This is a genomic window from Nonlabens sp., assembly GCF_965660805.1.
GTDB lineage: Bacteria > Bacteroidota > Bacteroidia > Flavobacteriales > Flavobacteriaceae > Nonlabens.
In genome coordinates, this window is record NZ_CBFIBE010000061.1 from 1 (window position 1) to 7,796 (window position 7,796).

Annotated in this window: 11 protein-coding genes; all 11 read left to right on the forward strand. The window is 36.2% G+C overall.

Translation table 11 applies throughout. The annotated features are described in order from the left end of the window. A partial coding sequence (locus ACTF48_RS10545; protein WP_438963120.1) for a DUF6168 family protein occupies positions 1–194 on the forward strand: 194 nt, incomplete at its 5' end. Positions 195–307: 113 nt separating this feature from the next. Next, positions 308–1,498 carry a F0F1 ATP synthase subunit A gene (gene atpB, locus ACTF48_RS10550; RefSeq protein ID WP_438963121.1) on the forward strand — a complete coding sequence of 397 codons (1,191 nt, stop codon included), beginning with the start codon at positions 308–310 and terminating at the stop codon, positions 1,496–1,498. A gap of 30 nt (positions 1,499–1,528) precedes the next feature. Continuing rightward, a complete protein-coding gene (atpE, locus tag ACTF48_RS10555) occupies positions 1,529–1,729 on the forward strand; it encodes an ATP synthase F0 subunit C (RefSeq protein ID WP_036583467.1) in 201 nt (66 codons plus the stop codon). 89 nt (positions 1,730–1,818) lie between these two features. After that, on the forward strand, positions 1,819–2,316 hold the full coding sequence (locus ACTF48_RS10560; protein WP_438963122.1) for a F0F1 ATP synthase subunit B: 498 nt from the start codon (positions 1,819–1,821) through the stop codon (positions 2,314–2,316). 4 nt (positions 2,317–2,320) lie between these two features. Next, a complete protein-coding gene (atpH, locus tag ACTF48_RS10565) occupies positions 2,321–2,857 on the forward strand; it encodes an ATP synthase F1 subunit delta (RefSeq protein ID WP_438963123.1) in 537 nt (178 codons plus the stop codon). 94 nt (positions 2,858–2,951) lie between these two features. Next, positions 2,952–4,526, forward strand: a complete 1,575-nt coding sequence (gene atpA, locus ACTF48_RS10570) for a F0F1 ATP synthase subunit alpha (protein WP_438963124.1) — start codon at positions 2,952–2,954, stop codon at positions 4,524–4,526. Between the two features lie 71 nt (positions 4,527–4,597). Then, positions 4,598–4,933 (forward strand): four helix bundle protein, encoded by a 336-nt coding sequence (locus ACTF48_RS10575; RefSeq protein ID WP_438963125.1) that lies wholly within the window; start codon positions 4,598–4,600, stop codon positions 4,931–4,933. Between the two features lie 43 nt (positions 4,934–4,976). Beyond that, positions 4,977–5,852 carry an ATP synthase F1 subunit gamma gene (gene atpG / locus ACTF48_RS10580; RefSeq protein ID WP_438963126.1) on the forward strand — a complete coding sequence of 292 codons (876 nt, stop codon included), beginning with the start codon at positions 4,977–4,979 and terminating at the stop codon, positions 5,850–5,852. A 170-nt stretch (positions 5,853–6,022) separates the two neighbouring features. Further along, a complete protein-coding gene (locus ACTF48_RS10585) occupies positions 6,023–6,877 on the forward strand; it encodes an alpha/beta fold hydrolase (protein ID WP_438963127.1) in 855 nt (284 codons plus the stop codon). Beyond that, positions 6,877–7,362, forward strand: a complete 486-nt coding sequence (locus ACTF48_RS10590; protein ID WP_438963128.1) for an RNA polymerase sigma factor — start codon at positions 6,877–6,879, stop codon at positions 7,360–7,362. The genes ACTF48_RS10585 and ACTF48_RS10590 overlap by 1 nt, the downstream gene beginning before the upstream one ends. Then, the coding region (locus tag ACTF48_RS10595) for a hypothetical protein (protein ID WP_438963129.1) at positions 7,352–7,796 on the forward strand (445 nt) is incomplete at its 3' end. The genes ACTF48_RS10590 and ACTF48_RS10595, both read left to right, overlap by 11 nt.

Genomic DNA, 7,796 nt, shown 5'->3' on the forward strand with positions numbered 1-7,796 from the left:
TAGTGCCAGATAAGTTGGGGTTTGCCTTTCTAGCACTTGTTTTTATAAAATTTGGAATAGTATTAATTCTGTTTCCAGAATTGATAACTGGGCCTAGCTTGTCTAGAGTTGAGGTTCTAGGTTTTTTAATTCCTTATTTTATTTTTCTATTTTTAGAAGCCACTATAGTTATTAAGTGGCTTAATAAGAAATGATTGACTATAATTAAAAGTGTAAAAAATTAACTTTTAAAAGCACGCTTTTCACACGTTTTTTTGTCATACATTTGCACCCGAATTAAGAGACCTAACTTTTTAAGGTGATTTACATGTATAGAGCGTATTTAAAAACAGCTTTTATTGCTTTGATTTTTATAGCTTCTGCAGCGGCACAAGCACAAGATCAAATGGGTGATTATGCCTATGATAAGGAGATCGAATCTGATGGAGGTAAGATTAATACTAAGGCAGAAATCGATTCATATATAGATCACCATTTAAAAGATTCTCATGATTTTCATTTATTCTCTTATACAAATGATTCTGGTGAAAGAAAGCATATAGGTTTTCCACTTCCAGTGATTCTATGGTCCACAGACGGCCCTAAGTTTTTTATGTCTTCAGAATTTCACCATGATGATAGTGGTAAGGTTTTAGTAAATAAAGGAGAGGCTACATTCACAAAATTACATAGTAAGATTTACGAATTAGATAACGGTGCTACCAGTATTAACTTTGATGCAGATCATCACCCTACAAATGCTCATAGAGTGTTTGATATGTCTGTTACTAAATCTGTTTTTGGACTTATAATAATAGGATTGTTAATGTTGTTAGTTTTTGGTGGCCTAGCAAAGCAGTATAAAACTAAAAGCATCCCAACTGGATTCGGTCGTGTTTTAGAGCCGCTAGTCCTCTATGTCAGAGATGAGATCGCTAGACCTAATATTGGTGAGAAAAAATATAGAAAATACATGGGTTATTTGCTTACGGTATTTTTCTTAATATGGATAGCTAACCTTTTAGGGTTAACTCCATTAGGATTCAATATTACAGGACAGATTGCTGTGACTGTATGTCTTGCGCTATTTACATTTTTTATAGTTCAATTTAGTGGTAATAAAGATTATTGGATGCATATTTTTTGGATGCCAGGTGTTCCTGTCTTAATGAAAATAGCATTGATTCCTATTGAGTTAATAGGATTGCTTACTAAGCCATTTTCTTTATTAGTACGTCTTTTTGCAAACATTACAGCTGGACACGTAGTTGTCATGGGTCTTGTAGCTTTAATGATTACTTTAAAAGCACAGTTTGGAGTCGTAGGTTCTACAGGGTTATCTGTATTCTTGACGTTATTCCTTTCAGTTATAGAATTATTAGTAGCCTTTTTACAGGCATTTATCTTTACGATGTTATCTGCCCTATTTATAGGGATGGCAGTTGCAGAGCATGATCATGATGAGCATCATGGAGCTGCTGAGGATGATATCGATGAAGTTAGAGAACGTTTTGTTTAATTTTTTGTTTAATTTTTAATACCCATTATTATGGAAACAGCGTATAATTTAATTGGTGCAGGTCTTATCGTTATCGGTGGTGGTATCGGTCTTGGTCAAATAGGTGGAAAAGCGATGGAAGCTATTGCTCGTCAACCTGAAGCGGCTGGAAAGATCCAGACTGCAATGATTATTATCGGTGCACTTCTTGAAGGACTTGCATTTGGAGCTCTTTTATTAGGTAAAAACTAATAAGAGTTCAAAAAAAACAAACAGTTCTCGTAACGGTTGGTTGTGAGAACTGTTTAACTATTAAATTTTAAACACAACAACATTTTATTATGTTAGATTTAATCAATGATTTTTCGCCAGGCTTGTTTTTCATGCAAGCATTTATTCTTATTATCTTAATTGTGTTGATGAGAAAATTTGCATGGAAACCTATTTTAAATGCTCTCTCTGAAAGGGAAGAAGGAATTGCTGATGCACTTGCTGCCGCTGAGAACGCAAAAATAGAAATGGCAAACCTAGAAGCATCTAATCAAGCTGCTGCTCAAGAGGCTCGTGCTCAAAGAGATGAAATGCTTAAAGAAGCGCGTGAGATTAAAGAAAAAATGATTTCAGATGCATCTGGTCAAGCTCAAGAAAAAGCAGATAAGATTATTGCGCAAGCTCAAGAAGCAATAGAAGCAGAAAAGAAAGCAGCACTTGCTGATATAAAATCTCAAGTAGCTAGTCTATCTGTAGACATCGCTGAGAAAGTGACACGCAAGGAACTTTCTGAAAAAGATGCGCAACACGCACTTATCGAGCAATTACTAGCCGAAGCAAATATCTAAGAACATGAAACTATCTAGAGCTGCATCCCGATACGCAAAAGCTATTCTTAGTCTAGCCATAGATAAGAATGAGGCAGTTGCCGTAAATGAAGAAATGAAAAACATTCTTGTTACTATCCATAGTAATAAAGAATTAAGTGACTTCATGAGCAGTCCATTAGTAAAGTCTGAACAAAAACGTGGTGCCTTGCAACAAGTTTTTAAAGATGCAGGCACTATTACTATGGGATCATTTGATCTCTTAGTAGATAATAAACGTACTGACATTTTAATGGATGTCGCTACTAAGTATGTATTGCTTTTTGAAGAAATGAACAAACGTGAGATTGCTACCGTAACTACGGCAGTTGAAATCACCGCAGATTTAGAGAAAAAAGTACTAGCTAAGGCTAAAGATTTAGCAGGAAAAGAAATTACACTAGAGAAAAAAATCGACCCATCTATCGTAGGAGGATTTATTCTTAGAGTAGGTGATCAAGAGATTAATGCTAGTGTTGCAAATAAATTAGGGGAATTAAAAAGAACCTTTGCTAGTAATTAGTAAAGGAGTTTTTGATTTTTCGCTTTCGCGAAAGCGTATTTAATAATAAATATAAGGTCATAAAGACCTAATTGATAAGAATAAAAACAAGAACATGGCAGAAGTAAATCCAGCAGAAGTATCTGCAATACTTAAGCAACAATTATCAGGTTTTGACGCAACAGCGTCACTTGATGAAGTGGGAACCGTACTTACAGTAGGTGATGGTATCGCACGTGTTTACGGTCTTTCTAACGCTCAATATGGAGAACTAGTTGCATTTGCATCTGGAATTGAAGGTATCGTTCTGAACCTAGAAGAAGATAATGTAGGTGTGGTTCTCTTAGGACCATCTACTGGTATTGCCGAAGGTGATACTGTAAAACGTACTCAACGTATCGCATCTCTTAAAGTAGGTGAAGGTATAGTAGGTCGTGTAGTAAATACACTTGGTGAGCCTATCGACGGTAAAGGTGCTATAGAAGGAGACCTTTATGAAATGCCACTGGAGCGCAAGGCTCCTGGAGTTGTTTTTCGTCAGCCGGTAACTGAGCCGCTTCAAACTGGAATTAAATCTGTTGATGCGATGATTCCTGTAGGTCGTGGACAGCGTGAGCTTGTAATCGGTGACCGTCAGACTGGTAAAACTACTGTTTGTATTGATACTATTCTTAATCAAAAAGAATTCTACGATGCTGGTGAGCCTGTATATTGTATCTATGTAGCCATAGGTCAAAAAGCCTCTACAGTAGCAAACATTGCAAAAGTACTTGAAGAAAAAGGAGCACTAGCTTATACAACAATCGTAGCAGCAAATGCATCTGACCCAGCAGCAATGCAGGTTTATGCACCATTTGCTGGAGCATCTATAGGTGAGTATTTCCGTGATACAGGTCGTCCTGCACTTATCATTTATGATGATTTATCTAAGCAAGCCGTTGCTTACCGTGAGATCTCTTTATTGTTACGTCGTCCACCAGGACGTGAGGCATATCCTGGAGATGTATTCTTCTTGCACTCAAGATTAGTAGAGCGCGCAGCAAAGGTTATTGCCGATGATGAAATCGCAAAAACCATGAATGACTTACCAGATAGTTTAAAACCTATCGTTAAAGGTGGTGGATCTCTTACGGCTCTTCCTATCATTGAAACTCAAGCAGGTGATGTATCTGCATATATTCCTACTAACGTAATTTCCATTACAGACGGACAGATTTTCCTTGATGGTGATTTATTCAACTCTGGTGTACGTCCAGCCATTAACGTAGGTATTTCTGTATCTCGTGTAGGTGGATCTGCTCAGATCAAGTCTATGAAGAAAGTATCTGGTACGTTAAAGTTAGACCAGGCGGCTTTCCGTGAATTAGAAGCGTTTGCTAAATTCGGTTCTGATTTAGATGCAACCACTCTAGGAGTTATTGAAAAAGGTAGAAGAAACGTTGAGATCTTAAAGCAGTCAGAGAATGATCCTTACACAGTTGAAGATCAGATTGCTATTATCTATGCAGGTTCTAAGAACTTATTGAAAAACGTTCCTGTAGAGAAAGTAAAAGAATTTGAAAGAGATTATATAGAGCTACTTAATGCTAAGCATAGAGGTACTCTAGACACTCTTAAAGCTGGAAAATTAACTGATGAAGTGATCGATACACTTACAGCAGTTGCAAAAGATCTTTCTAGTCGTTATTAATTAAGTGATGAGTTCAGAGTAATGAGTGTAAAGACTTATGACTTATGAGTTCAGACTTAAGAATATGCTCAATGGGTTTAGAAGATAGCGTAATAAGAAATAGAACTTTTGAATTTGCTCGTGCGATTGTAAGATTTACGATGATTTTAAAAGAGGAAAGACATTACGAGATTGCTAGACAGTTATTGAAAAGCGGCACTTCTATTGGAGCTAATGTTAGAGAGGCGCAGCGAGGTGTTAGCACAAAGGATTTTAAAAATAAACTTGGTATTTCTCTCAAAGAAGCAGATGAAACGGAGTACTGGTTAGAATTAATAGATTTGGAGATAAAAACGGTTCCAAAGGAACTATTAAAAGAAGTGGATGAGATTATGAGAATGCTTGTCACCATTATAAAAAACTCATAGCTCACCGCTACATAACTCTTAAGTCATAAGTCATAAGTAAATCATGGCCAATTTAAAAGAAATAAGAAACAGAATATCATCAGTATCATCTACCATGCAGATCACCTCTGCGATGAAAATGGTGAGTGCGGCAAAGTTGAAAAAAGCACAAGATGCTATTACAGCGATGCGCCCTTATTCTGATAAGCTTACAGAGATTTTACAAAGTCTAAGCGCTACCATGGAAGGTGAAGCAGGTAGTAAATTTGCTGAACAGAGAGAAGTGAAAAAAGCGCTTGTAGTGGCAATAACTTCTAATCGTGGTCTAGCCGGAGCTTTTAACTCAAATATCATTAAAGAGTTGATTCGTTTGAATCAAGAAGATTTAAAAGGTGTTGCTGTTTCTTATATGACTATAGGTAAAAAAGCAAACGACTTTGGAAAGAAAACTGATAATGTAATTGCAAATAAGAGCGATTTATTTGACGACATCTCTTTTGAAAACGTAGCTACTATTGCTGAGGAGTTAATGGAGCTATTTGTAACTGGTGAGTATGATAGGATTGTTTTAGTTTATAACAGTTTTAAAAACGCAGCTACACAAATCGTTATGACTGAAGATTTCTTACCATTAAAACCAGTGGCAAAGGATGAAGCGGCACTAGAAGAGCAAAAAGAGTTAGATTACATTTTTGAGCCTTCTAAAGAGGAAATTATAGAAGAGTTAATCCCTAAGTCTTTAAAAACTCAATTGTATAAAGGAGTACGTGATTCATGGGCTAGTGAGCACGGTGCTCGTATGACAGCTATGCACAAGGCAACAGATAACGCTACTGAGCTTAGAGATCAGTTAAAATTAACTTATAACAAAGCACGTCAAGCAGCTATTACTAACGAGATCTTAGAAATCGTAGGTGGTGCTGAGGCATTAGAAAATTAAGCACAAATTTCCGCTTAGGCGGAAATCTTCCAGTAATGGAGCGATAAACAAAAGCCCTTCAGAGATGAAGGGCTTTTTTAATGCTCAAAATTAAATTCCCATTTTTTTTAGAAATACCATGTAACATTTTCTGAGTTCTGCATCTAAAGGGAAACTTTAAAACAGAAATCATGAAAAATGTATTCACTTTATTTATTCTTATTTGCTTTTCTAACGCAACATTTGCTTCAAACTCAAACTCAGCGGAACCTATTCACGTAGCGGTATCTGGTAAGGGACAACCTGTTCTATTCATTCCTGGATTTACCGTTCCTGGTGAGGTTTGGAATCCAGTGGTAAAGGAACTTGATAAGACCTATGAATGTCATGTAGTTACCTTAGCAGGTTTTGGAGGAAAAGAACCTATTTCTTTTCCCTGGTTGCCACAAATAAATGAATCATTAGAAACGTATTTGATAGAGCAGGATTTAAAAAATGTAACGGTCGTAGGACACAGTTTAGGCGGTACCGTGGCGACTTGGTTAGCCAGTAGAGAAAATTCTAGGATAAGTCAGCTGGTTATTGTAGATGCACTACCAGCAACAGGAGCATTAATGTTTCCTGATTTTAATCCCGATAATCTCTCTTATGATAGTCCTTATAACAAACAGCAGCTAGAGATGAGTGATGAGAATTTTGAGCAAATGGCGGTAGGAATGTCTATGGGAATGAGTTTGAATAAGGAAGCTCAGCAACAAATTAAAGCATGGATGCTACAAGCTGACCGTAAAACTTATGTATATGGTTATACAGATTATCTTAAATTAGATATGCGAGAAAACTTGAAAATGATCACTATTCCAGTTACTATTATTGCCGCAGATCAACCTTATGGAGCTGCAATGGCCACACAGACTTATAAAAAGCAATATGAGAATCTTGAAAATTATAATCTCATTATGGCTACAGACGCAGCTCACTTTATTATGCTGGATCAGCCAGAATGGTTCATGGATCGATTGAAGGAGGTTTTAAGTAACGATTAATGGATATAGAAAAAGATTTTGACACACTCTACCAGCAACATTCTGATAAGGTATATCGATTATGCCTAGGATATGCATCTGGAAATAATGAGATAGCTCAAGAATGGCACCAGCAAACCTTTATTAAAATCTGGAATCATAGAAAATCGTTCCAACAGCGATCATCGATAAGTACTTGGATTTATCGAATTGCGGTGAACACCTGTCTGAGCGATTTGCGTAAAACCAAAAAGACCGTTCCATTAAAGGAAGTTCTAATGGAAGATTTCAAAGATATAGATGAAAACAAAGACCAAAACATTCAAAAGATGTATGCCTGTATCGATCAACTAAATCATCAAAATAAAACTTTAATCCTACTAGAGCTTGAAGAAATACCTCAAGAAACGATTGCTGATACCGTAGGATTACAACACGGCACGTTAAGAACACGACTCAGCCGAATTAGAAAATCACTTTTAAAATGCATCACCAATGGAAAATGATATATTAACTAAAATATGGAATAAAGAAAATGATAATAATCCGTTAACAAATTCGAAGGAGATCATTTCGCTCGCCACTAAACAACGTAACAGTCAACGAATAGGAATGATTATAATGTCACTTACATTGATAATTATAACTATTTATGCGATCATTTACTTGCCTCAAAATTTCAACACTTTCAGTTTAGGATTGTTATTAATGATCACGGCCATGCTGGTGCGTATCGTCATTGAGTGGTATTCTAAAATGCGTAAAGCACAACAATTAGTAGCACTAGATTATAAAGCCTATAAAAGTTATTTGAAAAAATATTACAAAATGCGCATGCTCGTCAATTATATCATAACGCCTATATGCTTTGGAATTTACTGTTATGGCTTGTATTTGCTTTTTCCCCATTTCAAACGAGAATTCTCCCAAGGGTTTTATA

Bases quoted from the DNA above. Each gene is read 5' to 3' on its own strand.
- ACTF48_RS10575 (WP_438963125.1), top strand. From the start codon at position 4,598: ATGGGTTTAGAAGATAGCGTAATAAGAAATAGAACTTTTGAATTTGCT.
- ACTF48_RS10560 (WP_438963122.1), top strand. From the start codon at position 1,819: ATGTTAGATTTAATCAATGATTTTTCGCCAGGCTTGTTTTTCATGCAA.
- ACTF48_RS10585 (WP_438963127.1), top strand. From the start codon at position 6,023: ATGAAAAATGTATTCACTTTATTTATTCTTATTTGCTTTTCTAACGCA.
- atpH (WP_438963123.1), top strand. From the start codon at position 2,321: ATGAAACTATCTAGAGCTGCATCCCGATACGCAAAAGCTATTCTTAGT.
- atpA (WP_438963124.1), top strand. From the start codon at position 2,952: ATGGCAGAAGTAAATCCAGCAGAAGTATCTGCAATACTTAAGCAACAA.
- atpG (WP_438963126.1), top strand. From the start codon at position 4,977: ATGGCCAATTTAAAAGAAATAAGAAACAGAATATCATCAGTATCATCT.
- atpE (WP_036583467.1), top strand. From the start codon at position 1,529: ATGGAAACAGCGTATAATTTAATTGGTGCAGGTCTTATCGTTATCGGT.
- ACTF48_RS10590 (WP_438963128.1), top strand. From the start codon at position 6,877: ATGGATATAGAAAAAGATTTTGACACACTCTACCAGCAACATTCTGAT.
- atpB (WP_438963121.1), top strand. From the start codon at position 308: ATGTATAGAGCGTATTTAAAAACAGCTTTTATTGCTTTGATTTTTATA.